The 25,708-nt window shown below is 62.8% G+C and carries 30 protein-coding genes and 2 pseudogenes; 22 read left to right on the top strand and 10 right to left on the bottom strand.

The window, feature by feature from the left end:
- Nucleotides 1-26: 26 nt before the first annotated feature.
- A complete protein-coding gene (locus tag E4O86_RS24010) occupies nt 27-359 on the top strand; it encodes a hypothetical protein (protein ID WP_425500104.1) in 333 nt (110 codons plus the stop codon).
- Nucleotides 360-444: 85 nt separating this feature from the next.
- On the opposite strand, the gene E4O86_RS24005 is transcribed toward E4O86_RS24010, so the two are convergent.
- Entirely contained in the window at nt 445-582 is a 138-nt protein-coding gene (locus E4O86_RS24005; protein ID WP_425500103.1) for a DUF6118 family protein, read from the bottom strand.
- Nucleotides 583-731: 149 nt separating this feature from the next.
- On the opposite strand from E4O86_RS24005, the gene E4O86_RS02345 reads away from it, so the two are divergent.
- From E4O86_RS02345 to E4O86_RS02260, 18 genes and pseudogenes are all read left to right on the top strand, one after another.
- A complete protein-coding gene (locus tag E4O86_RS02345; RefSeq protein ID WP_161138914.1) occupies nt 732-1,712 on the top strand; it encodes a D-2-hydroxyacid dehydrogenase family protein in 981 nt (326 codons plus the stop codon).
- An 83-nt stretch (nt 1,713-1,795) separates the two neighbouring features.
- Nucleotides 1,796-2,320: pseudogene (locus tag E4O86_RS02340) on the top strand (transposase); the annotation flags it as partial.
- A 174-nt stretch (nt 2,321-2,494) separates the two neighbouring features.
- Nucleotides 2,495-3,370: an isocitrate lyase/PEP mutase family protein gene (locus E4O86_RS02335; protein WP_161138912.1), complete on the top strand. Its 876-nt coding sequence runs from the start codon at nt 2,495-2,497 to the stop codon at nt 3,368-3,370.
- Between the two features lie 205 nt (nt 3,371-3,575).
- Entirely contained in the window at nt 3,576-3,749 is a 174-nt protein-coding gene (locus E4O86_RS23415) for an SDR family oxidoreductase (RefSeq protein ID WP_425500105.1), read from the top strand.
- 45 nt (nt 3,750-3,794) lie between these two features.
- A complete protein-coding gene (locus E4O86_RS02325; protein WP_161138911.1) occupies nt 3,795-4,376 on the top strand; it encodes a cysteine hydrolase family protein in 582 nt (193 codons plus the stop codon).
- 86 nt (nt 4,377-4,462) lie between these two features.
- On the top strand, nt 4,463-5,908 hold the full coding sequence (locus E4O86_RS02320) for an FAD-dependent oxidoreductase (RefSeq protein WP_161138910.1): 1,446 nt from the start codon (nt 4,463-4,465) through the stop codon (nt 5,906-5,908).
- Nucleotides 5,909-5,964: 56 nt separating this feature from the next.
- Complete coding sequence (locus E4O86_RS02315; protein WP_161138909.1) at nt 5,965-7,356, top strand: FAD-dependent oxidoreductase; 1,392 nt, start codon at nt 5,965-5,967, stop codon at nt 7,354-7,356.
- A 31-nt stretch (nt 7,357-7,387) separates the two neighbouring features.
- Complete coding sequence (locus E4O86_RS02310; RefSeq protein ID WP_161138908.1) at nt 7,388-8,764, top strand: FAD-dependent oxidoreductase; 1,377 nt, start codon at nt 7,388-7,390, stop codon at nt 8,762-8,764.
- Between the two features lie 52 nt (nt 8,765-8,816).
- Nucleotides 8,817-10,154: an MmgE/PrpD family protein gene (locus E4O86_RS02305; RefSeq protein ID WP_161138907.1), complete on the top strand. Its 1,338-nt coding sequence runs from the start codon at nt 8,817-8,819 to the stop codon at nt 10,152-10,154.
- Between the two features lie 66 nt (nt 10,155-10,220).
- Nucleotides 10,221-11,036 (top strand): aspartate/glutamate racemase family protein, encoded by an 816-nt coding sequence (locus tag E4O86_RS02300; RefSeq protein ID WP_161138906.1) that lies wholly within the window; start codon nt 10,221-10,223, stop codon nt 11,034-11,036.
- 467 nt (nt 11,037-11,503) lie between these two features.
- Nucleotides 11,504-12,709 (top strand): ABC transporter substrate-binding protein, encoded by a 1,206-nt coding sequence (locus tag E4O86_RS02295; RefSeq protein ID WP_161138905.1) that lies wholly within the window; start codon nt 11,504-11,506, stop codon nt 12,707-12,709.
- A 140-nt stretch (nt 12,710-12,849) separates the two neighbouring features.
- The gene (locus tag E4O86_RS02290) at nt 12,850-13,602 is read left to right on the top strand and encodes an ABC transporter ATP-binding protein (protein WP_161138904.1); all 753 of its coding nucleotides are present in this window, start codon (nt 12,850-12,852) and stop codon (nt 13,600-13,602) included.
- A complete protein-coding gene (locus tag E4O86_RS02285) occupies nt 13,595-14,329 on the top strand; it encodes an ABC transporter ATP-binding protein (protein ID WP_161138903.1) in 735 nt (244 codons plus the stop codon). Before E4O86_RS02290 ends, E4O86_RS02285 begins: the two co-directional genes overlap by 8 nt.
- A gap of 118 nt (nt 14,330-14,447) precedes the next feature.
- Nucleotides 14,448-15,305 carry a branched-chain amino acid ABC transporter permease gene (locus E4O86_RS02280; protein WP_161138976.1) on the top strand — a complete coding sequence of 286 codons (858 nt, stop codon included), beginning with the start codon at nt 14,448-14,450 and terminating at the stop codon, nt 15,303-15,305.
- Complete coding sequence (locus E4O86_RS02275; protein ID WP_161138902.1) at nt 15,302-16,279, top strand: branched-chain amino acid ABC transporter permease; 978 nt, start codon at nt 15,302-15,304, stop codon at nt 16,277-16,279. Before E4O86_RS02280 ends, E4O86_RS02275 begins: the two co-directional genes overlap by 4 nt.
- Nucleotides 16,280-16,306: 27 nt before the next feature.
- Nucleotides 16,307-16,765: an aldehyde dehydrogenase family protein gene (locus E4O86_RS02270; protein WP_161138901.1), complete on the top strand. Its 459-nt coding sequence runs from the start codon at nt 16,307-16,309 to the stop codon at nt 16,763-16,765.
- A 158-nt stretch (nt 16,766-16,923) separates the two neighbouring features.
- A complete protein-coding gene (locus E4O86_RS02265) occupies nt 16,924-17,559 on the top strand; it encodes a GntR family transcriptional regulator (RefSeq protein WP_205520644.1) in 636 nt (211 codons plus the stop codon).
- Nucleotides 17,556-18,383 carry an SDR family NAD(P)-dependent oxidoreductase gene (locus E4O86_RS02260; protein WP_343039072.1) on the top strand — a complete coding sequence of 276 codons (828 nt, stop codon included), beginning with the start codon at nt 17,556-17,558 and terminating at the stop codon, nt 18,381-18,383. Before E4O86_RS02265 ends, E4O86_RS02260 begins: the two co-directional genes overlap by 4 nt.
- A gap of 54 nt (nt 18,384-18,437) precedes the next feature.
- On the opposite strand, the pseudogene E4O86_RS23410 reads toward E4O86_RS02260, so the two are convergent.
- Both E4O86_RS23410 and E4O86_RS02250 read right to left on the bottom strand, forming a co-directional pair.
- Nucleotides 18,438-18,864 (bottom strand): annotated as a pseudogene (locus E4O86_RS23410) (transposase); the annotation flags it as partial.
- An 892-nt stretch (nt 18,865-19,756) separates the two neighbouring features.
- Nucleotides 19,757-20,506 carry a sulfite exporter TauE/SafE family protein gene (locus E4O86_RS02250; protein WP_161138898.1) on the bottom strand — a complete coding sequence of 250 codons (750 nt, stop codon included), beginning with the start codon at nt 20,504-20,506 and terminating at the stop codon, nt 19,757-19,759.
- Between the two features lie 97 nt (nt 20,507-20,603).
- Here E4O86_RS02250 and E4O86_RS02245 point away from each other — a divergent pair, with 97 nt between their 5' ends.
- On the top strand, nt 20,604-21,527 hold the full coding sequence (locus E4O86_RS02245) for a LysR substrate-binding domain-containing protein (protein ID WP_161138897.1): 924 nt from the start codon (nt 20,604-20,606) through the stop codon (nt 21,525-21,527).
- A gap of 12 nt (nt 21,528-21,539) precedes the next feature.
- Here the strand turns inward: E4O86_RS02245 and E4O86_RS02240 are convergent, their stop codons facing one another.
- From E4O86_RS02240 to E4O86_RS02210, 7 genes are all read right to left on the bottom strand, one after another.
- On the bottom strand, nt 21,540-22,316 hold the full coding sequence (locus E4O86_RS02240) for a GGDEF domain-containing protein (protein ID WP_161138896.1): 777 nt from the start codon (nt 22,314-22,316) through the stop codon (nt 21,540-21,542).
- A 474-nt stretch (nt 22,317-22,790) separates the two neighbouring features.
- On the bottom strand, nt 22,791-23,024 hold the full coding sequence (locus tag E4O86_RS02235) for a hypothetical protein (RefSeq protein ID WP_161138895.1): 234 nt from the start codon (nt 23,022-23,024) through the stop codon (nt 22,791-22,793).
- A 37-nt stretch (nt 23,025-23,061) separates the two neighbouring features.
- Nucleotides 23,062-23,292: a hypothetical protein gene (locus E4O86_RS02230; RefSeq protein WP_161138894.1), complete on the bottom strand. Its 231-nt coding sequence runs from the start codon at nt 23,290-23,292 to the stop codon at nt 23,062-23,064.
- A gap of 66 nt (nt 23,293-23,358) precedes the next feature.
- A complete protein-coding gene (locus E4O86_RS02225) occupies nt 23,359-23,598 on the bottom strand; it encodes a hypothetical protein (RefSeq protein WP_161138893.1) in 240 nt (79 codons plus the stop codon).
- A 6-nt stretch (nt 23,599-23,604) separates the two neighbouring features.
- A complete protein-coding gene (locus E4O86_RS02220; protein WP_205520642.1) occupies nt 23,605-23,757 on the bottom strand; it encodes a hypothetical protein in 153 nt (50 codons plus the stop codon).
- 91 nt (nt 23,758-23,848) lie between these two features.
- Nucleotides 23,849-24,052, bottom strand: coding sequence for a hypothetical protein (locus E4O86_RS02215; protein ID WP_161138891.1), 204 nt, complete (start codon nt 24,050-24,052; stop codon nt 23,849-23,851).
- A 67-nt stretch (nt 24,053-24,119) separates the two neighbouring features.
- Nucleotides 24,120-24,329, bottom strand: a complete 210-nt coding sequence (locus tag E4O86_RS02210; protein WP_161138890.1) for a cold-shock protein — start codon at nt 24,327-24,329, stop codon at nt 24,120-24,122.
- Between the two features lie 386 nt (nt 24,330-24,715).
- On the opposite strand from E4O86_RS02210, the gene E4O86_RS02205 reads away from it, so the two are divergent.
- Nucleotides 24,716-25,465, top strand: a complete 750-nt coding sequence (locus E4O86_RS02205; protein ID WP_205520641.1) for a Crp/Fnr family transcriptional regulator — start codon at nt 24,716-24,718, stop codon at nt 25,463-25,465.
- A complete protein-coding gene (locus tag E4O86_RS02200; RefSeq protein ID WP_161138889.1) occupies nt 25,462-25,707 on the top strand; it encodes a hypothetical protein in 246 nt (81 codons plus the stop codon). Before E4O86_RS02205 ends, E4O86_RS02200 begins: the two co-directional genes overlap by 4 nt.
- The last annotated feature ends 1 nt before the right edge of the window (nt 25,708 follow it).

The following is a 25,708-nucleotide window of genomic DNA, read 5'->3' as shown; positions in this document are numbered from 1 at the left end:
CAGATCCGAGACGGATCGGATGAGGCTTGGGTCCGGCCGTCGATCGCGGTCATGGCCGCACCGGAAAGGACGCGCAGAAGCTGATCTTCGGGTGTCATCGCGCGTTCTGCGGCCGGCCCGACCAGCATCCGTACGAGCTGTTCCTCCAGCTCGCGGACATCGGGCACCGCACCACGCGGGTCAAGCGGTCGCAGTCGAACGGCATCGTCGAGCGGCTGGATCGCGCCCTGCTCGACGAGCACTTCCGCGTCGAGGGGCGCCGCACCTGGTTCGAGACCATCGAGGAAATGCAGGCGGTTCTAGACACCTGCCGGAGGGCTAAAATCAGCGCCGGCCGCACACGAGGCTCGGCGGACTGACGCCACACGAGCTCGCCACCCGGTCCCGAACGGACCAGAATGAGAACAGACTCTCCTTATGAGCGAGGGCAATGAGGGGGCTGGGTCACCCCGGGCCTTTCCCCTCGAGCTGCTGCGCGGCGGTCCTCACCGGGCTCTCGCCGCTGCGCTCGAGCGCACGGGGATAGTGGCTCCGGGTCCGTTGCGCAAGGCGGACGATTGCTCTTGTTCCGGCCCTTTCCATGGCCGGACCCGGCCAAAAAACGGGAGCATTCCACCTCGATTTTCATTTTGAATCGTCCTACTGCATACTGTAGGCATGTTGCCGGATTGCTCGGCGGCTCTGATGCTCACCGAACGGCTCTGTGCGTCCTTAAGCCCTCGGAGGACAGAATGAGGCTTGCTATCCTGAGCGACTATCAGAACGTCGCGCTGACATTCGCCGATTGGTCGGACGTCGCACGTCAAACCACGATAGACGTTTTCACCGAACCGTTTCAGAACCAGCAACAGATGATCCAAAGTCTCAAGGATTATGAGATCATTTGCGCCATGCGTGAAAGGGTTGCCTTTCCCCGCAGTGTTTTTGAGCAATTGCCGAATCTGAAATTTTTGGCCACGACCGGTGAAGTCAATTTCTCGATAGATTTGAGCGCTGCCGCGGATTACGGCGTCATCGTTTCCGGCACCGACAACGGCTCAGGCTACGCGGCCACGGCGGAACTGGCCTGGGGGCTGATCCTGGACCTGACGCGAAACATCACGCGGGAGCACAATGCGCTCCTTCAAGGAAAATGGCAGACGACGATCGGAAGGGATCTGCGAGGTTTGACTCTCGGCGTGCTCGGGCTCGGCAATATCGGTCGGACGGTGGCCGGTTACGGTTATGCGTTCGGCATGAACGTCCTGTCGTGGAGCAAGCACATGACGCAGCAGCAGGCAGCCGAGGCCGGCGCGACGCTCGTTCCGCTCGAAACTCTGATGGCCGAGGCGGACGTAATCAGCATACATCTGATTCTCAGCGACCGGACCCGCAACCTGATTGATGACCGCATGCTCGGAAGGATGAAGCCGAGCGCCATTCTCATCAACACCTCCCGCGGCCCTATCGTCCAGGAGACCGCTTTGATAGAGGCCTTGCAGGAGCGGCGCATTGCGGGAGCGGGCCTCGACGTCTTCGAACATGAACCTATCGCGCTCGACCATCCTTATCGCTCCCTCGACAACGTTCTGCTGACCCCTCATCTCGGCTATGTGACCGAGGAGACCTACAACCTCTTCTTCCCCCAGATCGTCGAGAATGTAGCGGCGTTTCTCGCGGGGGCGCCGATCAGACTGTGCACGAACGATCTATCGCATCCGTTTTTGCAGTAATTCTACGTCGATGTGAACGAAGACCCTTATATCCAGGCGCTGTCACTACGACAGTCACGATAAAATCCGTAATTATTGCGGTTGACGGCTCGATCGATGCCGATCCCGAGCGGCTGGTGTTCATCGACGAGACCTGGGCCAAGACCGACATGGCCCGCACGCACGGGCGCGGCCGGCGCGTCGAGCGGCTTCTTGCCGGCATGCCCCACGGCCACTGGAAGAAGACGACCTGCGTCGGCGCGCTGACCCTGCGCGGCATGATGCGCCCTTCGTCCTCGGCGGGCCGAGCAACCGCGGCGCCTTCGAGGCCCAGGTCGGAAAGGTGCCCGTCCCCGGGGTGCGCCCCGGCGACGTGGTCGTCATGGACAAGCTCTCCAGCCACAAGGGGCCGCGGACGCGCGCTGAACAAGGCCGCCGGCGCGAGCCTGCTCTTCCTGCCGCCCTACAGCCCCGGCTTCAACCCGATCGAGAACGCGTTCGCCAAGCTCAACTCGCTGCTCCGACGAGCGGCAGAGCGCCCCGTCGAGGCCCGCTGGGCATCCATCGGACCCATCGCCGACGCCTTCTCCCCGGCCGGATGCGCCAGCTCCTTCAGCGCCTGCGGATAGGATCCGGACCGGTAGGAATCTGCGCTGGCGGTGTCTGATTGTTCACTCTTGACATGTCATCTGTCTACAATCTAGCCTGTCCGAACTGATTTATGGATCGGAGTTTCTGGCTCACGAAATCGGCCCCTCTAAGTCCAGACAACCAAGCGTCCTCCTTGTGGCCACCGAGATCTCATGCAGACGACACTGAACCGAAAGCTCAAGTCCAACCTTCAGGAGCGGCGTGCGCTCATCGTCCCCGGGGTGGCCAACGCGCTGGCCGCCCGATTGACCGAAGATCTCGGTTTCGAGGCGCTCTATCTCACCGGCGCGGGGATCTCGAACACCTTTCTGGGCATGCCGGATCTCGGCTTCATCGGCTTGACGGACCTCGTGCAGCACACGGCCGCCATCCGCCGCGTCGTCGACCTTCCCCTGATCGTCGACGCCGACACCGGCTTCGGCAGCGCGCTGAACGTTCACTACACGGTCCGCGCGCTCGAGCAGGCGGGGGCGAACGGCGTGCAGCTCGAAGATCAGATCATGCCGAAGAAATGCGGTCACTTCGCCGACAAGGCGGTTGTATCCCGCGCGGAAGCCGTCGCACGTGTTCGCGCGGCCGTCGAGGCGCGATCGGACCCCGATTTCCAGATCATCGCCCGCACCGACGCGCGCGCGGCCGTCGGTCTCGATGAGGCGCTGCTGCGCGCCGAACTTTTCGCCCGGGAAGGAGCGGACGTCGTCTTCGTGGAGGCTCCCGAAAGCCGGGAAGAGATCGAGAAGGTGGTGGGGCATGTGGACATGCCTCACGTCCTCAACCTGGTCATCGGCGGAAAGACGCCGACGATTTCGCATGAGGACGCGAAGAAGATGCGGATCGGCATGGTTCTTTACGCGAATGTCGCCCTGCAATCAGCCGTCGCCGGAATGCGGACCGCGCTGGAGCACCTCAAGTCCGAGGGACAGGTCGATGAGACGACGCCGGGAATCGCGTCGTTCTCCGATCGGCAGAAGGTGGTGCGCAAGGACTATTTCGACGATCTGGACAGGCGCTACACCGTCGCCGAGTGAGATGGCCGCGGGCAGCCGACGCGAAAGCCGGGTGGAGAAGGCGGATTCTATGCTGTTCGTCCCTGGATCGCTCCTTCGGAGCAGGACCATGCCGGCAACGTCGTTTACGGGATAACGAAGGCCGGCATGCACATCATGACGTCTTTCCGTGCGAGGGAACTCGCGTCCGCAAGGATTACGGTGAACGCCGTCGCCCCCCGGCCCGATTTCGACGCCGATGACGAAGACGTTTCCGGATGGGCCGAAAGCTCTGATCCCCCTGGGGCGAATGGGGATGCCGGAGGATGTCGCGGCCGCGACGCTTTTCCTCGCAAGCGACGAAGCATGGTTCATCACCGGCGAAATTCTCGAGGTACACGGCGGACCCGGGTCTGATTGACCATCCGCGAACCAACAATTGCCAACGAAAGTGGAATTAATGTTCATGACGACTAAGGATACGGCGCTCCTTCTTCTCGATCTTCAGAACGAAATGGTCGATCCGAAGGGAAAGATCGGCAGCGGCGGTCTCGCAAAGGTCGTCGAGGAGCGTGGTGTTCTGGCGAACGCTTCCCGCGTGCTCGAAAAGGCTCGCAAGGAGGGCGTCCCCGTCGTGTTCGTGCGTCTGGGATTCCGCCCGGACTATTCGGACGCGCTGAGCGTCGCGCCGCGGATCGAGAAGCTGAAGGCGAACAACGCGGCCATCGTCGGGACTTGGGGAACCGAATTCCCCGATGTCATCAAGCCGCTTGAGACGGAGCTGATCGTCACCAAGCAATGCGTGAATCCGTTCCATAACACGGGACTAATGAACTGGCTCTTTGCCCGGGGCGTCAAATCGATCGTCGTCGGCGGCGTCGTGACCAACCTTGTCGTGGAAAGCACCGTCCGGGCCGCCGACGATGCGGGATTTGCGATCACGGTTCTGGAGGATCTGTGCGCCTCTCCGAACCCCGAATGGCACAAGTTCTCGATCGAAAACATTCTTCCAATGTTTGCAAGCGTCAAGACGAGCGCAAGTTTCTGACTGACGAACCACGTCGCTACCGCCATTGCGACTTCGGATAAGGCGGCGGCACTCGCACAGAAATTCATGGGTGAGGAGATTAGGCCTTGAACCGCGTAAGCTTTGACGTCGTTGTTGCGGGATGTGGCGTGGCGGGACTGTCCGCAGCAGTCGCCGCGGCCGAGAAAGGCGCGCGTGTCGCGATCATTGAGCGGACGACGCGCGAAGAGCGCGGCGGGCAAAGCCGCTATACCGAAGCCTATCTGCGCATGAAGAGCGAATCGGAGGTCTCGGATGATTTCGAGAGCCACATCGCCGAAAACTGCAGCGGCTATCTCGATCCCGAGCTTCTGACCGAAACGGTCCGGCCGACCGAGGAGCGTTCGGCGGCGGCGAGGGCGCTCAGCCTTTCGGACCCGGACTTCATCCAGACCTTCGCGGAGCAGTCTGGGCCGACGATTGCGTGGCTCAAGCAATTCGGGGTCAAGTTCGACTTCCTGCCCACCCAGTTCCTGACCAAATCGCAGCCGCGCCTGCTCCCCGTTGGAGGCGGCGAGGCATTGGTGGAAGCACTCGCCGAACAGGCCGAGCGTCGCGGCGTGACGTTCTACTACGAGACGACCGCCCAATCGCTGGAACTCGATGAGGACGGCCAGGTCGTGGGTCTCGTCACCCGCGGCTCGGACGGCCGTCGCCTCGTTCTCAACGGCAAGGTCGTTCTCGCCAGCGGGGGTTTCGAAGGCAACGCGGAGATGCTCGCCCATTATCTCGGGCCGCGCTCGATCAATTTGCGCCCGGTCTCGCGCGGCGGCTATCTCAATCGCGGCGAGGGCATCAGGATGGCGCTCCACATCGGGGCCGCGGCCGCGGGCGATTTTGCAAGCTATCACGCCGAGCCAATCGACCCCCGCGCGGCAGGCTCCGAGCCCTCCGTCTTCATTTTTCCCTATGGCATCCTCGTCAACAGCGAGGGTCGGCGCTTCACGGACGAGGCGCCCGGAACGGTCGACGCCTATTACGAGCGCGTGACCCGGCGCATCTACGAGCAGACCAACGGTCTCGCCTATGTCGTGCTCGATGCCAAGCACATGGACGTTCCGAATTACAAGCTTGCGATCCGCACGGATCAGCCGCCGATCGTCGGCAATGCGATCGGCGAGCTCGCCGAAAAGATCGGCGTTCCGGCCGACGTCCTGGAATCGACGGTCAAGGCCTACAACGACGCCTGCCAGCCGGGAACGTACAAGCCGCTCGAACTCGACGGCCTGGCGACCCGCGGCCTGAATCCCCCGAAGTCGAACTGGGCCCTGCCGATCGACAAGGGTCCGTATCACGCCTATCCGATCATTTCGTCGAACGTCTTCACGTTCGGCGGTTTGAAGGTGGACGTGAACGCGCGCGTTCTCGATAGCGACGGCCGGCCGATCGGCGGGCTCTACGCCGCGGGCGAGACGATCGGCGTCTATTACCGCAACTACACTGGCGCCACGTCCGTCCTCAAGGGACTCGTCTTCGGAAGGCTGGCCGGAATCGACGCCGCCACGCGCCGTTAAGCTGGACATTTGGCGCGCGGTTCGCACGGGCGCCTTACCGGGAAGTTGGACGCACCATGCCGAATCTGGAGTGGGATCTGGAAGTGGACGTGCTCGTGGCCGGGGCCGGCGGCGCCGGGCTGGCGGCCGCCATCCTTGCGCACGATGCCGGGGCGAGCGTGGCAATCACGGAAAAGCTGCCGCGGCCGGGCGGGAACACCGCCATCAGCACCGGCTCTGTTCCCGGGGCCGGGACGCGCTTCCAGCGCGCCGCCGGCATCGAGGACGACGGCGCCAGGTTCGAGCGGGACCTGCTGGCCCTGAGCGGCTCTCACGACGCCGATCATCTTGTTCACGCGCTGGCTCATCGATCGGCGGAGCTGGTGGAGTGGCTTGTCGACGACGCCGGGATCCGTCTGGACATAATCACGGACTACCGGCACGTCGGGCATTCCGTTCCGCGGCTTCACGCTCCCTCCTCGCGGAAGGGCGAGGATCTGACGAACGATCTTCTGGCGGCGGTGAGCAGGCGCGACATCCCGCTTGCTCTGTCGAGTCCGGTGGTCAGCCTGCTGCAGGACGAAAACCGCATCGTTGTCGGCGCGGTCACGCGGAGCGCGGACGGCGCGGAACTGCGCATCGGCTTCAAGAAGCTGATCCTGTGCGTGAACGGGTTCGGGCAGGCGTCCGATCTTGTCCGGCGGCATTGTCCCGAGATCGCGGAGGCGATGTATGTCGGCGCCCGGGGCAGCGAAGGCGAGGCGATCCGATGGGGCGAGGAGCTCGGCGCCCGAATGGGCAATATGAAAAGCTACCAGGCCTATGCGGCCATTTTGCACCCGCATGGGGAATTGCTGTCCTGGACCACGATTGAAAAGGGCGGGATTCTCGTCAACGAGCAAGGCGATCGCTTCGGCGACGAGGCGATCGGCTACTCGGGCTTCGCAGCGTCAGTCAAAGCCCAGAAGGGGCCCGTTACGGCGATTTTCGACCAAGCCATCTACGAGATCGCCGCTCGGGAGCCCTGGTTCAAGGAAATCCTCGATTACGGCGCGGTCAAGCCGGCAGGCTCCGTCAGGGAGCTCGCCGTGGCCCTCGAAGTGGATGAGAGGCGGTTGGGGGCGGCTTTCGAAACCTATAACCGCGCCGCATCCGGGGAAATCGCGGACCCCTTCGGGCGAACCGAGTTCGGGGTCGCGCCGCTGAAGCCGACATTCTGGCATGCGCGCGTTGTCCCCGCTCTTCTCAGCACGCAGGGCGGGCTGATGACCGACGCCGAAGGGCGGGTTCTCGATCGTTCGGGCGAGCGCATCCCCAACCTGTTCGCCGCCGGCGGAGCCGTCGCCGGGATCTCCGGGCGGGAAGGGGGGATCGGCTACTCCTCCGGAAGCGGCCTCCTGCACGCACTCGGATTGGGCTGGATCGCGGCCCGGACGGCGACCCGCGAGATTTTCAGCGAAAGCAGATGACCATTCGCCAGCGCGGAGAGGCGGTGCGGACATGTCCAACTATGACGTAATCGTCCTCGGAGGCGGCCTCGCCGGTTATTGCGCTGCGCTCTCGGCGGCGGAGGAAGGCGCAACCGTCCTGCTCGCCGAGAAATGCGACGAGGGGGGAGGAAGCACCGTTCTCAGCGGCGGCTTCATGGCTTTTGCCGATACGGCCCTGCAACGTGAGCTAGGCGTCTCCGACAGTCCCGAGCTCCTGCTCGAGGACCTGAGATCCGTCGGCGGCCCGCATGCGCAGGAGGATCTCCTGCGCACCTACGCGGCCGAACAGACGACGCTTTTCGGATGGCTGACCGCGAAGAGATTGCGCTTCGAAGGCGTGGAGCTGGCGGCCGGACAATCCGCGCCGCGCAGCCATTCCATCGATCCGGGACAGTTGATCCTGACGCTGCACGAACTTGCGCAGGCGAACGGAAACGTCACGATCCGCACCGGGACGACCGGCGTCTATCTCCTCCGGGAGGGCGAGAACGGGCGCATCCGGGGCGTGACGGTCGAAGAAAGCGGGCGGCTTGAGGATGTCGAAGCGCGCTGCGGCGTCGTGATCGCGACCGGCGGGTTCTCCCGGTCCGAAAGGCTTCTGCAGACTTTCGCGCCGCAGCAGGCGAGGGCGCTTCGCGTCGGCGGCGTCGGCAATGTCGGCGACGGCCTCAGGATGGCGTGGCGGCACGGCGCCGATCTTCACGACATGGGGGAGGTCAAGGGAACCTATGGCGTTCACGCCACCGAGTGCAACAACGGGCAGGAAATTCTTCTGATCTTCTATCGCGGCGCGATCATCGTAAACCGGGAAGGGCGGCGCTTCACAGACGAATCCGTGTCGTACAAGCTCATCGGCGATGCGGCGATGCGCCAAGACAGCCCCGTCACCTGGCAGATATTCGACAAGAAGATCTTTGACGGCTCCATCGGCGCCGCGCGTCTCTTCGATGCGGCGGCCGCCCTGAACAGGGGGCTCTTGATCAAGGCGGATTCTCTTCAATCTCTCGCGGAGCAATGTGGCATCGATCCGCAGGGCCTGCTCGCGACGGTCGCCTCATACAATGAAGACGCCCGCTCGGGGCGGGACGAAGCCTTTGGCCGAGACGGCCTTTGTCACCATGTCGGAGCGCTTGTTCCCCTCGATCAGCCGCCGTTCTTCGCCTACCCCTCGGCCGTCGCCGTTCTTGCGACCTATTGCGGCTTGCGGATCGATGCGAAGGCGAGGGTCATCGATGTCTATGAGGAGCCCATAGAAGGCCTTTACGCGGCGGGCGAGGTGACCGGCGGCTTCCACGGAAAAGCTTACATGACCGGCACTTCGCTCGGGAAATCGGCCGTCTTCGGGCGGCTCGCCGGGCGCGAAGCGGCGCGCACCGGACGGGCGTGAGCACTGGACGGTGCGACGGAATCAAATGCTGGCCGCCTGAAGGAGGAAGATCATGAAATCACCGGAAGAATTCCTCGTCGATTTCCTCCAGGACTGTGGAACGAAGAAACTTGACGCGGAGGCGCTCGAGAAGGCGGTTCATCTCGTCGTCGATGCGATGACGCTGGCGAAGAAGGCCGCGCCCCATGCTGTGGTGAAGGCGGTCGAGTCGCTCACGACGAAGGAGGCCGGGGGAGATCGTCTGGCGCGCACCTGGACGACGGGAGAGCGCATTCCGGTCAGCGAGGCGGTTCTCGTCAACGCCACGGCGACCCATGCCTTCTTTCAGGACGACACTGACATGACCGCCTGGGCGCATCCCGGGTCTTTGGTTCCCATGGCGGCGTTCGGTCTCGCCGAAGCGGAGGGGCTCGGGGTCGGCCAGGCGCTGCGCGGCCTGGTCGCGGGCTACGCGACCCTCAACTGGCTGGGCGCCGAGGAGAAGGTCGCCCGCCAGGTGGTGGAGAAAGGCTTTCGGGCGAGCGCGGTCTTCGGGCCGATCGCCGCCGCGGCCGCGGGCGCCGCAACGTTGCGGCTCGACCCCCTTCAGACGCGAAACGCGATCGCCCTGGCGGTCGACACCGCCGGAGGCTCGCTGGAGCCGGTGCGCTCGGGAGCGCAGGACTGGCGCCTGCAGAACGGCTTCGCGGCACAGCGCGGGGCGATGGCAGCTCTGTTGGCGCGGGCCGGCGTGCAGGGGCCGCCGCAACCCTTCACGGGGAAGGGCGGGTTCTTGACCTGCTTCACCGATGGCGAGACGCCGGAAGCCTGGCGCAGGCCGCCGCAGATCGCCGCGCTCAAGGGCGTCTGGTTCAAGCCTTATCCCACCCTGGGCGACAACATGGCTCCCGTCGTCGCGGCATCCGCGCTGACGGGAAAGATACCGGAACTTTCGAAGATCGAGACGGTCGAGATCCGGATGAACGCTCACTTCGCCGAGTATCCGGGAACGCAGTATCGCGGGCCGTTCGAGCGCACCGAACAGATGATAACGAGCACCGCTTTCGCGGTGGCGACGTTGCTCGTGCACGGCGATCTCGACTACGGCGATTACGGTCAGCTGATCAGCGATGAGCGCGTGCTCGGACTGGTGGCGAAAACAACGATCAAGCCGGTGGAGGGAATGGATTACCTTGACGGTTCGGTCGAGGTCCGGACATCCGAGGAAGCAATTCGCGCGGACGCCTCCGATGTTTCAAGGACGGTCTTCTTTCGGGATAGGAAGGCGACCCGGGCGATCGTTGAAAGGCGTCTGGGATCGAAATCCGCGCTCGACGCCATCTTGTTCGAAATTGTCGACGGCATCGAACCCAGCTTCGACGAAATCCTGGCTGAATTGCACAAGCACTGACACAGGTGCGGACGGCGAACATCAGCTCCTCCCGCATTGGTGAAGTCGTTGAAGAGGGAGGCGCTCTTGAAAATCTGGTATCAGTCCGCCGTAGAAATGTCCGGCACCAGTCAATACCGGACCGCTCTGGAACGCCACATCGGGCGTGTTGTCGATCCGGCGACGACGGTCGACGTTTTCGGGGTCGACCCGGGCACCTGGAAAGGCAAGCAGCCTTCCCAGCTCTTTTCCTACCCCACCATCTTCCAGGCCGCGCTCGCACCCGCGTTCCTGCGCAACGCCGTTCGCGCGGAACGGGAGGGCTACGACGCGTTCATCATCGGGACCTACATCGAGCCTTACTTGCGTGAGCTTCGGGCGGCGGTCGACATTCCGGTGATATCGAGCCTCGAAGCGATGTTGCTGGTGGGTTGCTCCTCGGCGCATACGGTCGGAATCGTGACGCTTAACCAGCAGCTTCTGTGGATCCTGAAGAACAGCATCGAGAGGCACCGCCTGCAATCCCGGGTCGGCGCCATGCTGGTGATGGAGCCGGAACTCAATGAACAGGAAATCATAAAGCTACTCACCGGGTCCGAGGAATATCTGGACCGATTTGTTGCAATCGCCAGACACGCCGTAACGCAGCACGCTGACGCGATCATCCCGGCCGAAGGGATCCTGGCCGAACTCGTTTCAGCGGCGGCGATCACTCGTGTGGACGACGCGGTCGTCATGGACGGTATCGGTATCCCGGTGGCATTCGCCGAAATGATGGTGAAGTTGAAGCGGACAACCGGACTGGGCGTCGGCCGTCGGTGGCACTATCGGAAGCCCGAACCGGAGGTGATCGATCAGTTCCTGACTTTTTCATCGTCCCCGGGCGGCGCTTGCGTCGATTGAACCCCATGCCCGGGCTTTATCGTTCCACTCCTCGACGAGAACCCGAAAAAGCAGACTCGCTCCAGGGTCTCAGTCCGGAGGCGGAGCGAGCGTGCGCCAGCAATGTCGACCGATCCGACACATCTTCTGCGCGATCGATCAGCGTTTGTAGGTAGAGCGGGGGGCATGAACCAGGTCGGCGTAACTCTGGTGCCAGATGCGCATCTGCTCTTCCCCCAGAAGAGCTGATTTGTTCACGGGGCAAATCGGGTCAATCAGCAGTCTACGTCCAAACCTCGCCCCAAGCCCTCCTAGGTCAGCCGCCTGTCTGATCTCTCCTCTATATATGCATTGACACAGTGCGTGAACTGTCTACAGTTGCACAATCGACACCGGCGGACGCTCGGGGGAGGTCTCAGGAGGGAGTGTCGCTGAGGCGCCGAGGAGCGTCTGTCTCGGAGATTGGTGAGTTCTGGAGGAGACTTGGAATGCGCATAATCATCACCGCATTGGCCGCGACGCTTGCCGCAGCCACGAGTGCGTCGGCGCAATCCCCGGGGATTTCGGGGGATGTTGTCAAGATCGGCGTGCTGAACGACAGATCCAGCTTCCAGTCGGATCTTGCCGGCGTCGGATCGGAAGTGGCGGCGCGAATTGCCGCGGCTGAAGTTGGCAATAAGGTCTTGGGTAAGCCCGTCGAGATCATCGCCGCCGACATGCAGAACAAGCCGGACGTGGCCACAAGCATCGCGCGCTCCTGGTTCGACACGGACGGCGTCGATATGATCGCCGACAATCAGCTTTCCAGCGCGGCGCTGGCCGTGCAGGAGCTCGCGAAGCAGCGCGGCAAGATTACGATCAGCGTTTCGTCCGCCACGACCAGGCTCAATGGAGACTCCTGCTCGCCGACCGGCTTCAAGTGGAGCTACGACACGCATTCGGCAGCGGCGGCAACCGCCAGTGCGGTCGTCAAGCAAGGCGGAAAGGACTGGTTCTTCCTGACGTCCGACTACACGTTTGGGCATACGCTGGAGGAGCAGACCAGCAAGGTCGTCGTCGACCTGGGCGGCCGCGTGCTCGGAGCCGCCCGCCATCCCATGGGATCGTCCGATTTCGGGTCCTATCTGCTGACTGCTCAGGCGTCTGGCGCCAAGATCATCGGACTGGCGAACGGCGGTACGGATACCATCAACAGCGTCAAGCAGGGGCGTGAGTTCGGGTTGACGGCCGGGGGCGATGTTTCCTTCGCCGGTCTGGCGATGTTCATCACGGATATTCACGGCATCGGCCTCGAGGCGGCCCAGGGCATGCTCTTGTCGACGTCGTTCTACTGGGACCGCGACGAGAAAAGCCGGGAGTTCGCCAAGAAGTTCGCTGCGGAGATGGGCCGTATGCCGACCATGGTGCACGCTGGCGTCTATTCCGGCGTTCGCCACTATCTTCGGGCGGTCGAGGCGGCCGGAACCGATGACGGGCCGACCGTCGCAGCGAAGATGAAGGAATTGCCGGTCGACGATCTGACGATCCAGGGTGCCCGGATCCCGCAAAACGGCCGCGTCTTCCACGACATGTATCTCGTCCGTGTGAAGAAGCCGGAGGAATCCACCGGGCCCTGGGACTATTACGACGTGATCGCCACCATTCCCGCCAAGGACGCCTTCCTGTCGTTCGAGGAGAGCGGCTGCAAGCTCTGATCGACTCCCCAGCCGGGCCGTCTCCATCGGCCAGATCTGGTGGCGAGGAGACGGGCCGGATGTGATCGTGATGGTCTGCGCTGCGAAAGCGGAGACCATCCCCCACAAATGTTTGCCTCTATTGTGGATTTTATCACGCAATGAGCGACTATATTATAGAAACATCTGGGTTGACCAAGTCGTTTAAGGGATTCACCGCGGTCAACGGCGTCGATCTCCGGATCAGGCGTGGCGCCATCCATGCGCTTATCGGTCCGAACGGAGCCGGAAAGACGACCTGCTTCAATCTCATCACCAAGTTCCTGGAGCCAAGCGAGGGCAGGATCCTCTACAAGGGCGAGGACATCACGAGAATGAAGCCGGCCGACATCGCGCGGCTTGGGATGGTTCGCTCGTTCCAAATCTCCGCGACGTTTCCGCATCTGACCGTCTTGGAGAACGTCCGTGTGGCGCTACAGCGCCCATTGGGCACGGCGTTCTTCTTCTGGCGTTCCGAAACCTCGCTGGATGGGCTCAACGATCGCGCCATGCAACTGCTTGACGAGGTGGGGCTGGCGGAATTCGCCGGGGCGCAGGCCGCCAGCCTTTCGTACGGTCGCAAACGCGCGTTGGAACTTGCGACCACGGTCGCTCTCGACCCTGAAGTGCTTCTTCTGGACGAACCCACCTCGGGAATGGGGCGCGAGGACATTGAACGCATCACGTCGCTCATAAAGCGTGTCGCCGTGAACCGGACCATTCTGATGGTCGAGCACAATCTGTCCGTTGTTTCGGAGCTGTCGGACCGGATCACGGTCCTCGCCCGCGGGCAGATCCTCGCGGAGGGATCCTATCTGGAGGTTTCCAGCAACCCGGAGGTTGTCGACGCCTATATGGGGTCCGGACATGCCTGATATCGTTGACAGGTCGGTCCATGACGGACGACTGGCGCTCAAGGTCGTCGATCTCAACGCTTGGTACGGGGAGAGCCACGTCCTCCACGGTATGAGCTTTGACATCCGGGAAGGTGAAGTCGTCACCCTTCTCGGACGCAACGGCGCCGGCAAGTCGACCACGATGCGTTCGATCATGGGCATGCTGCCCACACGCAAGGGGTCAATCATCTTCAATGGCAAGGAGATGATCAGCATGCCCTCGCACCATATCGCACGTGAGGGCATCGGATATGTTCCGGAGGAACGCGGAATCTTTTCGAGCCTCAACGTGCAGGAGAACCTTGAACTTCCCCCTGTATTGAAAAAGGGGGGTCTTTCCACACAGGAAGTGTACGTCCTGTTTCCTGCTCTTCTGGAACGGCGCAACAGCCAGGGCACGAAGCTTTCGGGCGGTGAGCAGCAGATGCTCGCGATTGCCCGGATCTTGCGGACGGGCGTCAAGTTTCTCTTGCTCGACGAACCCACGGAGGGGCTCGCCCCCGTCATCGTCCAGCAGATCGGCGGGATCATCCACACGCTCAAGGAGAGGGGTTATACGATTCTTCTCGTCGAGCAGAATTTCCGTTTCGCATCCACCGTCGCCGACCGGCACTACGTCGTCGAGGACGGCAAGATCGTGGATCGGATCATGAATGCCGACATCGCCTCCAGCACGGAGAAGCTTCGAGGCTATCTGGGCGTTTGACGATTGCTGGGGGTGTCTGCCGAAACCGACCGACCGGCCATTCTAAAAGGCTACGCGCCAATTCCTACATGGTCCGCCAGGAGGACATAAAAAGGTGCTGGATGTTCTGAATATTTCGATGCCGATGCTCTTCGGCCAGCTGACGCTGGGCCTGATAAACGGCGCCTTTTATGCCCTGCTGAGCCTGGGGCTGGCGGTGATTTTCGGCCTGCTCAACGTGGTCAATTTCGTGCACGGGACCCAGTACATGCTCGGCGCGCTTTTCGCTTGGATGCTGCTGCATTACCTGGGCATTCCATATTGGGGGGCGCTTCTGCTCGCGCCCGTGGGCGTCGGACTTGTCGGCGCTGTCATTGAGGTTACTCTCCTGCGCCGCCTCTACAGCGTAGATCATCTTTACGGGATGTTGCTGACCTTCGGACTTGTGTTGATCATCGAAGGCTTTTTTCGCTGGCTCTATGGCGCGTCAGGGATGCCCTACTCGAATCCGCTGCCTGGCGGCACGAATCTCGGCTTCATGTTCGCGCCGAACTACCGCCTGTGGGTGGTCGTCTTCTCCGTCGCCGTTTGTTTCGGCGTCTGGTATCTGATCGAGCGGACCAAATTGGGCTCCTACTTGCGGGCGGCGATCGAACGCCCTGATCTCGTTCAGGCTTTCGGCATCAACGTGCCCCGCATGATCACCCTGACCTACGCATTCGGCGCGGCACTGGCCGGTCTCGCCGGCGTGCTTGCGGCTCCGATCTACCAGGTCAACCCGCTTATGGGTTCGAACCTCATCATCGTGGTCTTCGCGGTCGTCGTCATAGGCGGCATGGGGTCCATCATGGGTGCCATCGTCACCGGCTTCGGCTTGGGCATCATCGAAGGCCTGACCAAGATGATCTACTCCGAAGCGTCAAACACTATCATCTTCGTGATCATGGCCATCGTGCTTCTTATCAAGCCTGCCGGCCTGTTCGGGAGCCAGAAATGAAGCGCACCGACATCAACACCGCCGGCGGCAGTCCTGCCCAAGGGCCCGGCCGGTTCAACTCGAGCACCATTCTGTATCTTGTCCTGCTCGCGCTGGCTCTGGTGGCCCCGGCGGTTCTCTACCCGATCTTCCTGGTCAAGGTGCTGTGCGTTGCGCTCTTTGCGCTCGCATTCAATCTGCTCATTGGCTATGGCGGGCTGCTATCCTTCGGACATGCGATGTTCTTCGGTGGCGCCTCCTATATCACCGGGCATGCGATGCTCGTTTGGGGATGGCCGACTGAGCTCGGCATTCTCGTAGGCGTCGTCTTCTCCACTTTGCTGGGCGTCGTGGCCGGCCTGATTGCCATCCGGCGCCAGGGCATCTATTTCGCGATGGTGACCCTGGCGCTGGCCCAGATGGTCTACTTCATCTTCCTGCAAATGCCGTTCACCGGCGGCGAGGACGGCATTCAGAACGTTCCGCGGCGTGCCGTCTTCGGCTTCATCGACATCGCCAATGACACGACCCTCTATTATGTCGTCCTGACGATCTTCGTTTTCGGATTTCTTTTCATCTACAGAACGATCCATTCTCCGTTCGGACAGGTGCTGAAAGCCATCCGCGAGAACGAGGACCGGGCGACGTCGCTTGGCTATCATACGACCCGGTTCAAGCTGCTCGCCTTCGTTCTCTCGGCCGGCCTTGCCGGTCTTGCTGGAGCAACGAAGGTCGTGGTGTTCCAGATCGCCACTCTCACCGACGTCACGTGGCAAATGTCCGGCGAGGTGGTCCTCATGACGCTCGTGGGCGGCCTGGGGACGGTGTTCGGTCCTGTCGTGGGAGCGGCGATCATCATTACGATGCAGGATTATCTCGCCACCTTCGGTGAGTGGGTTCTGGTGATCCAGGGCGTGACCTTCGTCATCATGGTCTCGCTGTTCCGGCGCGGTGTCGTCGGAGAGATCGCGGCTCTGATAAATCGCGTCCGCTAGGACCGCCCGAGACGCCCGGACGCACGGTTGCGCATCCCGCCGGCCATCTTTCTCGACGTCACCAAAGAGATGCGGATCGCGCGGGAAGAGGTGTTCGGACCGGCGCGCGCCGTTCTTCGCTTCGAGGCTGTGGAAGACGCCGTCAAGATCGCCGACGGTCTCCGATCCGGGCTCGCCGCCGGCGTTTGGACACGACGCCTGAAACGGGCCGTGACGATGGCGGACAGGCTGAAGGCCGGAACGGCCTGGATCCACGGCTACCGGCCCACCAGGCTCGATAGGCCTTTCGCCGGCTTCAAGGAGAGCGGAATTGGAGGCGAGGGCGGTTCCGGTTCAATATTTGCGAATGGAAGGGTTTGGCATCTCCAGGTCGCTGGAGATCCACACGCTCTTGACCTCCAGATATCCCTCCACGGCCTCCATGCCGCAAGGAACGCCGCCGCTTCGATCGCAATGCAGAGAGCCTGGTCGAGCACCGGCGGTTGACGCGATGACGATCATAAACTGTTGACTTTTATCACGAATTGCTGTCCCCTCCGGGGGCTGGTTCTCCGTAACTCCTAGAGTCCACGAATCAGAAGTCCCTCACAACATTGCAGCCGATGTCCCTGAATAATCGCCTCGAAGCACGATCTCTCGTAGATATGATCGTGGAGCGCTTGGAAGCGTCGATTGTCAGCGGAGAAATTCCGCCCGGGACAAAACTGAGCGAAGTTGCTCTCGCCCATTCCCTCGGCGTCAGTCGCGGGCCTCTGAGAGAGGCCATTCGAAGGCTGGAGGGACGCAAGCTGCTGCAGCGGACACCCAATATCGGAGTCCGCGTCGCCGAGCTTACAGAAAACGATCTTTCCGAGATTCTCGTCATTCGCGAGGCCCTCGAGGGAATGGCGTGCCGCGAGGCATGTCTCAAGATGCCCGACTCCGAGATCAAGGCGCTTCGGCAGCTCCTGCGACGCCATGGATCACAGGCCGGACTCAAGAAGGGCACCGGCTATTACCAGGAAGGCAAGGATTTCGATTTTCATTTCCGCATCATCAAGGGCAGCCAGAACGAGCGGCTGATTCAAATGCTTTGCGGGGATCTGTACGATCTGTTGCGGGTCTACCGCTACAAGTCGAGCACATTGGCCGGGCGCGCAAAGGCCGCCTACAATGAGCATGAGAAGATTGTCCTTGCGATAGAGTCGCGCGATCCGGATGCGGCCGAAGCCGCTATGAGAGAGCATCTTCGTAACGCGCGCGCTTACCTGGAGCAGCGCAAGGATGGAGATTGTACGTGACGTCGGTACAATGCCGGAATGTAATATTGACGGGCGCGGCCCGGGGACTGGGGCAGGCCATGGCCATGGGCCTGCTGCGCTCTGGGTATAATGTACTGCTTGTAGACCACGATGAACGAGGTCTCGAGGATGCCGTGCAGGCGGCAAGCGGTCTGCAAGGAAAGGCGGTCGCGTTTGTTGCCGATCTTGCGGAACCTAGTGAGGCATCGCGGACCATAGAGGCCGGACTTGAGGAATTCGGAACAGTTGAGTGCCTCGTCAATAATGCAGCGCTGGGAGCGCAATTGCTTAGTCCGGATTACCTTAAAGTCCCGCCATCGTTTGATAATGTCTCTGCCGATCTGCTGATACGGTTCTTTCATGTGAATGCCATCGCGCCGATCCTGCTCGCCCAGGCTGCGGTAAAACATATGAGAACGCAGGGGTATGGCCGTATTGTAAATATAACGACCAGCCTCGATACCATGCTTCGCCGGGGACTTCTGCCCTATGGCGGCACCAAGGCGTCCTTGGAAGCGCACTCGGCAATCATGGCCAAGGATCTGGAAGGTACCGGCATCACTGTTAACGTATTGATCCCGGGAGGCGCTTCCAATACGCAGATGGTGACGGAAACAATGGCTCCTGACCGAAACGTGCTCATTCAGCCCGAAGTCATGGTCGAGCCTCTTCTTTGGTTGCTGGGCGAATCGTCTCCGCCACGGAACGGGCTTCGGGTGAATGCTGCCTTGTGGCATAGAAACACAAGTGCGGAAAAGTCAGGCTTCGCCGCGGCAATCGGATGGGAAGGGTTTGGCAGCGCGGCCATCATGCCAGCGGCGTGACGGCCGCCAATGACGTGAGAACATGACGATGTGCCTGGCAGCCAGAGCGGGAGCCTACCCGTCTGGATCGTATCCGCAGGCGCCGAAGGAGTTGGCGCATCTGGCCGGGGAGAAGGCGTCGGCGATCTGATGGGTGCCCAGAGGGGTGCCCAGCGGTCTTCGACGGTGCGCTCTGCCGCTCGCCGGAGCAGCGAGTTGAGCTTGGCGAACGCGTTCTCGATCGGGTTGAAGTCGGGGCTGTAGGGCGGACGGAAGGGGAGGGCCGCGCCTCTCGCCTCGATCGGCGCGTGCGTCCGCGGCCCCTTGCGGCTGGAGAGGCTGTCCATGACGACCACGTCGCCGGGGCGCAGCTCGGGGACGGGCACCTTTCCGACTTGGGCCTCGAAGGCGTCGGGGTTGATGGCGCCGGGCGGCACGAAGGGCGCGATCATGCCGCGCCGGGTCAGTGCGCCACGAAGGTCGTCGTCTTCCAGCGGCCGTGGGCTTCTGCCATAGGTGAACCATGGTACGAACCAAGCGGCGCGTCGCATCCTCCGCCAGGCGCATCCTCGGTGTCGCGGCCGCCTGCTTCCTGGCCGTGTCCTCCCCCAACCCGATGTCCACCGCGAATGCCGCGCCACGCCTGGCAAGCATCTCGGATGCGGAGGTCGCGAGACTCTGCGAGGAGCTCGAGGCCGCAGGCGGCGTCCGCATCGGTCGCGGTTCGGCAATGCTCGCGCCCACGAAAGTGGGCGGCATCCGCTTCTTGGTTCCGATGAACTATCTGGGATTTCCGCCGACCGGCTGCGACGAGGAGCAAAGCACCCTTGTCCTGCTCGCCCAGATACCGAGTTTCGCTCCGATTCCCCCCCGAACCTCCTCGAATAATAGGGCAGCTGGATCAACAACGGTCAGTTGGACCTCAATTGGAGTCAAAACGCCTGTTGATCTTCGACGTGCATTTCGTGCGTATGGCCGTGGCGTGAATATAGATAGCAATCATCCAGTCTTGGATGGACTTTTTCATGCTAAAAGTTCGAATAATAAAGATGTATACTATGCACTTGACGGATCTAATGTTACAGTTTTCATGGTATGCTCGACATTTGAGCAAGTTCCATTTCCGGGATGCATGGAGAGGTTTCTGCACAAAGGCCTATTCATAAGCGCACGACTCCCGCGTGAGAATATTTCTTCCTGGCGGTCATTCCGCGCGTCGACAATCTCCTTGCTCGATACCTTCATGAACCCGTCTGGACGGAGATAAGATGCCAAGCCCGTACGCGTCAGAAGAAGAGTGGAAGCAGGCTCTTGATCAGGCGTTCACAAATGGAGAGCCGTAGGCCTACTGCACCGTACTGCGCGATTTGTGCTTCGGCGTAGAATATGGCCGACTAAAGGAGCGGTGCTATCAGCATTTCTGCTCCGAGACCGAGCAGACCGATCAGGAACCATCGGCGGAATGTCGTCGGGCCCACCTTCCCGCGGATGATCTGGCCTGCCCACATGCCCGCAAGCGCGGGCGCCACCGCCAGAATCGAGCTTATGAGATTGTCGGGGCGGAATGCACCTTGCAGCGTCAGACCGACGGCAAGCGCCAGGGTGGAGACTGTGAAGGACAGGCCCAGGGCTTGGACGAGCTCGTTCTTCTCCAGATCCAAGGCCTGAAGATACGGCACTGCCGGAATGACGAAGACTCCCGTTCCGCCGGTTACGATGCCGGTGGTGAGACCGACCATGGGCGAAAGCCACGGCTCATGCCTCCGCGGCACCATCGCTTGGCGGGCAAGCAGGGGGTAGGCGGCATAGAGGACAAGCACCGCTCCGAGACAGACCGTCGTCAGCCCGGAGGCGCCATCCGCAAGGACGGCGCTGCCGGCGACGGTGCCCGTCACGACGCCCGCCATCATCGGCCAAAGTCGCCTCGCAAGCCGCCCCAAGTTCGGACCGGCCGCCATTTGCCAGAGATTCGTGACGAGCGAGGGGACGAGGAGAAGAGAGGCGGCTGTGATCGGCGAGATGAGCGCGCCGAGCACGCCCATCGCCAGAGTCGGGAGGCCCATCCCGGTAATCCCCTTCACCATTCCGGCAATGAAGAAGGTCCCGGCAACGGCAATCGTCGTGAGGGCAGGGAAATCGGACATGCCCCACTTGGCCTGCGCGGCACTCCCGCAACAATGTGGTTGATCCGGAGCCAGGCTTCGGCTGTTCCGAAGGGGCGCTTTGCCGTATCAGTGCCTCGTGCGCTTCGACATCGCTGATCTCCGCCTATTCCTGGCAGTCGTCGAGGCTGGCAGCATCACGCACGGCGCCTCTGACGCCAATCTCTCGCTCGCCGCGGCCAGCGAGCGGTTGCGGGACATGGAGACGCATGGCGGCGTGCAACTGCTCGTGCGCGGACCGAGGGGGACAGTTCCGACCGAAGCTGGGGAGGCCCTGGCCCACCATGCCAGGCTCATTCTGCGGCAGGTCGCCGATCTGCAGGATGAGCTCAGCGAGCGGGCCCAGGGAATTCGGGCCACCATCCGACTGCTCGCGAATACGGCCGCTATGACGGAATTCCTGCCGGCACGTCTAGGGTCCTGGCTTGCCGGTCACCCCCATACCGACATCGACCTGAAGGAACGACAGAGCTCGGACATCGTCAAAGCCGTGTCGGCCGGGCTGGCGGAGCTCGGGATCATCTCCAGTGCCGTGGATCCGGCAGGACTGCACCTCCGAAACTTCGCGATCGACCGCCTGTTCGTCGTGGTTCCGCGGGACCACGCTCTTGCCGGAGCAAGGCGGATTCCTCTGGCCGACATCGCAGGGGAGCGGTTCATCGGGCTCGGGCGTGGTGCGCTTCAGGATCACCTCGACGACCATGCAGCCCGTATGGGGAGGCGGCTGACGTACCGGGCCCGCCTCCGGACATTCGAAGGGATCTGCAACATGGTTGGGCAGGGAGCCGGGATCGGTATCGTGCCGGAGAGGGCGGCGCGCCGATGGCGCCGGTCCATGCCGATCGCGGCTGTCCGCCTGGCCGACGCCTGGGCCACCCGGCATCTCTCGATCTGCTATCTCTGCGAAGACGATCTGTCGGATTCGGCGCGTGACCTTCTCCTCCACCTGGCTGGCGGGCAGCACGGTGGCAGGCCACCCGCAAGCCGAGCCCGGTTCACGTGACCTGCAGGCGATCTATCCTGGCTCGGAACATGCCTCGTCTGTCACCTCCGGCGCCGTCGCGCCACGTCGTGAAAGGCCGGCCTGCCGCATGCGCTTGTCGCGATAGAGCGCCTCGTCGGCGCGCGCCAGAATGGCTGCCGCGTCGGCGCCTTCCTGCGGGAACAGGCTGAGCCCGATGGCGACGCCGATCGAGTGAGCGGCGCGGCCGATCGGGATCGGCTGTTCGGCCTCATAGCGCATGCGCTGCTTCAGTCGCTCCGCATCGCTCTCGCCGCCGATATTGAAGACCAGCACCGCGAACTCGTCGCCGCCGAGCCGCGACACGAGGTTGTGCCTGCCAACCGCCGCCTGGAGCCGCAGAGCGACGACCTTCAGCACCTCGTCCCCGGCGGCGTGGCCATAGGTGTCGTTGATCGCCTTGAAGCCGTCCATGTCCAGCATGAAGACGGCGTTCGTCCCGATACGGCCGTCGCTCGCGGCCGTGAAGGTGTCCTGAAAGTGCCGACGGTTCGCGACGCCGGTGAGCGGATCGAGCAGGGCCAACTGAAGCGCCCGCTTCGCCTCGGTCTCCGCCTGGAGCCGCGCTTCGAGCTCGCGACGCTGGTCCCTGAGCCGCCGGACGCCGTAGACGAGCAATCCGAAGACGATGAGCAAAGCGAGCCCGAGCGCCTCGTTCATCTCGATCATCAGCCCGGCGGTATTCCCTTCCTCCTCCTTCACGACGATGTCGAAGACGAGTGCAACCAGGAGCGCCGTGAGAAGAGCAGCCGCCAGGATCGCCCGATCCATCATTCGTCTCCGCCTCATCCCGTCCTGGTCCATTGCCGCCCGTGATCAGCGCGCGATCGCACGTTCGATCTCAACGGAGTCGTGGCGTTCCGGTTGTCAGGGATCGGGAATCTGCGGAAGGACGGTTAGCCGACCGTAAGCCGCGCGGACCGGCATCGATCCGCCCTCGGGCGGACGATCGCCGGCCGCAGGAGGCCGGCGCCGCGGCCGCATTGTTGAGCGGTCGCCATCGCGCACGGCAGGCGGCCGACGCTGCGCTTGCTGGCATGCGGTACGATCGGGCTCGAGCCGATCCGAAGCCGCGCCTGCAGCATTCCGACAGTCATTGCGGTGAGGAACACCAGGGCCGCGGGCGCGGCGCAGGACCCGACGGCCGATTCCGGTTCTGCTGGCACCATCCCGGCGATGCGACGGGTCATATCGGCCTCGCTTGATCCGGTGATTTCACCCGGCGCCGCTTCGGCCGTTGGCCGGTCAGGCTTTGCTGGATCCCTTGGCCAGGCTCGACGCGATTGCAGGCGTCGCTTCCCGGTCGGCCGCCTCCTTGGCGATCCGGAGATCTCTCAGCATCGCGGTCTTCTTGCGGACCGCTGCCGCATCCACCTCGTAGGCCGGGAGCGCCTTGCGGCCGATCTTGGTCTTCGCCTTCTTCTGCATCTTGCTGAACATCACCTCCGCCTTTTGGCGGAGCCCCCTGCTCTCTGCCACGTGCATCTCCCTCCCAATGTAAGCCGTACCGGCACGGTCAGTGGCCTGGTGACGACTGCATCGTTCCCGCGTGAGCGGCGGCGCGCAGGCAGATCGCCTGGATCCTGGCATTCTGGCCGGGGGTGACCATGGCATGCGTGCCGTGCTGATCCAGCCGGGCCTTCTGGCCGGCAAGGAACTGCCGCTCGAATCCGGTCGTCCCCGGGTGGACCAGTGCGGTGTCGATCTGCGCCCGGAGGGCGTCCATTTCCTTCATCGTGAGCGTCATGGCTCGTCTCCTGCTGGCGCACCAAGGCACCGTCCTTCTCAGCGCTTCGGGCTCAGCGCTTCGGGCTCAGCGCTTCGGGCGGAAGCCGCTGCCCTGTGTCGCTCCTTCGGCGAGCGACCTCAGAATCGATATCTGGCCGGTCGCGACGATCACGTCCTTCATCGGTCCTTCCGTGCCGGACCGGATCTCGCTGAAGACCACGAACGGCCCTGCGGTGAGATGCGTCCGCATCGCAGCCATGTCCGATGCAGGATGGTCGACGACCAGCTTCTCGCCACTTGCCATCGTCAGTTCGAAGCGCGCCATCCCGCGCTATTTCCGATTCCCGCCGAGCCGCGATACCGCGCTCTTCGCCGCCTGGCCGAGATCGCTGACGGCGATGTACTTCGGAGGGGCCTTCGCAGCCTTCTCGGAACTCTTCGGCTTCTTGGCTTCCTTGTTGCCGCGCTTCTGCTCCTTGGCCATGTCGGAACCCTTTCGCATGTGTGTTGATGAACGCAGCCAGGGACTGCCGGGCGGCGAGCGGCCTGCCACGCATGTCCCGATCTTCCCGGGTCTAGCTTTCCGGCTCGATTGCGGAGAGCTGGCTTTCCCAAGCGACCCGCTGCTGCGCGCTCTCGGTGTTCCTGAGGCGGTACTGCCGATCGCCGCGCTCCTCCGGGAGCAGCGCCGTGACCGTGTAGATGCCGACGGCATTCCGCATGACGGACGATCCGGAGAGACGCACGATCTGGTCGATCTTGAAGGCGTGAGTATCCATCGGAACCTCTCCCGCGAAGCCTGAAACGAGAGAGGCGCGGGTTGTCCGCGCCTCTTTGATCGACCTGTCAGGGGTGCTGCAGGTTGGCAGCCGCCACTCTTCCCGTCCGGCGATCGGTTTCCGCATCAAAGGCGATCTTCTGGCCTTCGACGAGCCCGCGCATACCGGCGGCCTCGAGTGCGGTGGCGTGGACGAACACATCCTTGCTGCCGTCGTCCGGCTGGATGAATCCGTAGCCCCTCTGGGAATTGTAAAACTTTACACTGCCTATGGTCATGTCGTGTCCTTTCGAGACGCACGGGTGCGATCGGGCACAAAAAGGCCCGTTCGTAAAAGTCGAATTTGGATAGAAAGTCTGAGCGTGCGCCCGCCAGTCGCAGGCAGTACGGCCAAGTCGCCCGGCCAAAAGTCGATGTTCGCAATATGGACCGCTCATCTACAGACGGCAAGGACGAAATGATTTAATCGCCGAGGGCCGTTGATCCGCTGTCCTGCCGTCCGATCAGTCGCACCCGGACCATCCCATCGCGATCAAGGCGGCGCCCTGCTGGCCGAGTTGCCGCAGCGCTGGCGTCGGGCACCGTTCAGCAGGAGGCTTGAACCAGGTACTATGGTGCTGGTGTGCGCGAAGGGAATTCAGAGGAACGCGGGGAGGAGGCGAATTTGCCCCGGACGATCGAGTCGAGCATCGCGGCCCATGAGCGGCTCGTCACCAAGCTCGAGAGCGACTCCCGGCTTTCGGACGAGGATCGCGAGGCGGTCCGACAGCTTCCCTTTACGGTGAAGGACCTGCCGCGCGGCGTCGATATCGTCCGGGATGGGGATCGGCCGGCGGAATGCTGTCTCGTCGTCTCGGGCCTCGTCTGCCGCTACAAGCTGCTCCTGGGTGGCAAGCGCCAGATCCTCTCCTTCCACTTGGCCGGCGAGATCCCCGATCTCCAGAGCCTGTTCCTGAAGAGAATGGATCACAGCCTCGCCGCCATCACGCCGGTGCGCGCCGCCTTCATTCCCCATGCCGCCCTTCGCGCGCTTGTCGGCTCGAGGCCTTCCGTCGCGGCGATCCTCTGGCGCGAGACCTTGATCGATGCGGCGATCTTCCGGGAATGGATCGTGGGGCTCGGCCGCCGGACCGCGATGCAGCGAGTGGCGCATCTCCTCTGCGAGCTGGCGGTGCGCTTCCGGGCAGTGGGGCTGGCCGGCGACCATCATTACACACTTCCGGTGACGCAGTCCGAGCTCGGCGATGCGGTCGGGATCTCGAACATCCACGTGAGCCGGGTATTGCGGGATCTCCGCGACGCCGGTCTGGTGCTGGTGAGCGGCGGTACGGTTACCACCTTGAACTGGGATGGACTCGTGGAGCTTTCCGAATTCGACCCGGACTACCTGCACCTCACCCGGCCGGAGCCGTGACGATCGAGCTGAAACCCGTGAAGATCGACACCGGCAGCCCGGACGAGGAGGGCCGGCTCGCCTTCGCCGGCGACCGCCTGGTCGCGGTGCTCGTCCTCCTCTCCGACGAGCACGCGGAAGCTGGCAAGTGGTTCCTGGAGGCGGGCTTCGGGAAGCTGAACGTCAGACCGGAACCGGTCTTCCGCGACCTGGCCGAGGCTTCGCGATGGATCGAGGCGCAGCTGAAGCGGGCGCTCTTCTGAA

This window comes from Propylenella binzhouense (assembly GCF_009866965.1).
GTDB lineage: Bacteria > Pseudomonadota > Alphaproteobacteria > Rhizobiales > Afifellaceae > Propylenella > Propylenella binzhouense.
This window is presented reverse-complemented; position numbering and strand designations above follow the sequence as displayed.

What these genes read in the sequence shown, in the direction of transcription:
- E4O86_RS24005 (WP_425500103.1), bottom strand. Translation starts at nt 582, where the DNA reads ATGGAAAGGGCCGGAACAAGAGCAATCGTCCGCCTTGCGCAACGGACC.
- E4O86_RS02345 (WP_161138914.1), top strand. Translation starts at nt 732, where the DNA reads ATGAGGCTTGCTATCCTGAGCGACTATCAGAACGTCGCGCTGACATTC.
- E4O86_RS02335 (WP_161138912.1), top strand. Translation starts at nt 2,495, where the DNA reads ATGCAGACGACACTGAACCGAAAGCTCAAGTCCAACCTTCAGGAGCGG.
- E4O86_RS02325 (WP_161138911.1), top strand. Translation starts at nt 3,795, where the DNA reads ATGACGACTAAGGATACGGCGCTCCTTCTTCTCGATCTTCAGAACGAA.
- E4O86_RS02315 (WP_161138909.1), top strand. Translation starts at nt 5,965, where the DNA reads ATGCCGAATCTGGAGTGGGATCTGGAAGTGGACGTGCTCGTGGCCGGG.
- E4O86_RS02310 (WP_161138908.1), top strand. Translation starts at nt 7,388, where the DNA reads ATGTCCAACTATGACGTAATCGTCCTCGGAGGCGGCCTCGCCGGTTAT.
- E4O86_RS02305 (WP_161138907.1), top strand. Translation starts at nt 8,817, where the DNA reads ATGAAATCACCGGAAGAATTCCTCGTCGATTTCCTCCAGGACTGTGGA.
- E4O86_RS02295 (WP_161138905.1), top strand. Translation starts at nt 11,504, where the DNA reads ATGCGCATAATCATCACCGCATTGGCCGCGACGCTTGCCGCAGCCACG.
- E4O86_RS02290 (WP_161138904.1), top strand. Translation starts at nt 12,850, where the DNA reads ATGAGCGACTATATTATAGAAACATCTGGGTTGACCAAGTCGTTTAAG.
- E4O86_RS02285 (WP_161138903.1), top strand. Translation starts at nt 13,595, where the DNA reads ATGCCTGATATCGTTGACAGGTCGGTCCATGACGGACGACTGGCGCTC.
- E4O86_RS02280 (WP_161138976.1), top strand. Translation starts at nt 14,448, where the DNA reads ATGCCGATGCTCTTCGGCCAGCTGACGCTGGGCCTGATAAACGGCGCC.
- E4O86_RS02275 (WP_161138902.1), top strand. Translation starts at nt 15,302, where the DNA reads ATGAAGCGCACCGACATCAACACCGCCGGCGGCAGTCCTGCCCAAGGG.
- E4O86_RS02265 (WP_205520644.1), top strand. Translation starts at nt 16,924, where the DNA reads ATGATCGTGGAGCGCTTGGAAGCGTCGATTGTCAGCGGAGAAATTCCG.
- E4O86_RS02250 (WP_161138898.1), bottom strand. Translation starts at nt 20,506, where the DNA reads ATGTCCGATTTCCCTGCCCTCACGACGATTGCCGTTGCCGGGACCTTC.
- E4O86_RS02240 (WP_161138896.1), bottom strand. Translation starts at nt 22,316, where the DNA reads ATGGATCGGGCGATCCTGGCGGCTGCTCTTCTCACGGCGCTCCTGGTT.
- E4O86_RS02230 (WP_161138894.1), bottom strand. Translation starts at nt 23,292, where the DNA reads ATGACGCTCACGATGAAGGAAATGGACGCCCTCCGGGCGCAGATCGAC.
- E4O86_RS02225 (WP_161138893.1), bottom strand. Translation starts at nt 23,598, where the DNA reads ATGGCGCGCTTCGAACTGACGATGGCAAGTGGCGAGAAGCTGGTCGTC.
- E4O86_RS02220 (WP_205520642.1), bottom strand. Translation starts at nt 23,757, where the DNA reads ATGGCCAAGGAGCAGAAGCGCGGCAACAAGGAAGCCAAGAAGCCGAAG.
- E4O86_RS02215 (WP_161138891.1), bottom strand. Translation starts at nt 24,052, where the DNA reads ATGGATACTCACGCCTTCAAGATCGACCAGATCGTGCGTCTCTCCGGA.
- E4O86_RS02210 (WP_161138890.1), bottom strand. Translation starts at nt 24,329, where the DNA reads ATGACCATAGGCAGTGTAAAGTTTTACAATTCCCAGAGGGGCTACGGA.